Annotated in this window: 1 pseudogene; it reads left to right on the forward strand. The window is 31.9% G+C overall.

Annotated features, from left to right (window positions below):
- Positions 1 to 158: 158 nt before the first annotated feature.
- A pseudogene (locus R7040_RS28525) lies at positions 159 to 577 on the forward strand (hypothetical protein); the annotation flags it as partial.

The raw sequence follows: 577 nt of genomic DNA on the forward strand, positions 1-577 counted from the left end.
TATCATCGAATATTAAAATTAAAATATAAAAACCAATAACAATTAAATCATTGAAATACAAAGAATAAATAGACATTATAAAAAATATTAAAAAATAGATTGATTTTGTCGTTATTTATTAATTAGAATTTTAAAAACTAATTAATCGAGATTAAATCATGGAATATTATTATAAAAATATCAGCACAGCTACACCTTTAAAAAACAAAAATATTAGACTTCACATTACTAAGAATGAAAAGGATGTTATAAAAGATACCGAAGCACGTGATGACTTAGCTATACGATCTCCGAGTGAAGTACTCATTAATAACCACGTCTACAACCGTTGTGTGAGTTCAATCTGTATTTACGCATCGACTGATTTACACGAAATCATCGATGCCATAGCCACAGCCATCCGATTTAAAAAGGAGTTGCTCATCTCAGGCCACCCGATAGATTTGATCGATATGCTCCCTATATTTCAAGAAGTCTACTTAACGTCTCAGGCATGTAAGCTAGACATCAACAGTGATGAGTTAATAGAGCATGCGTTCAAGCTGCTCAGAAAAGCTGTGCAAACGTCTTCTGCATC

Source organism: Vibrio sp. 1069 (assembly GCF_033340555.1).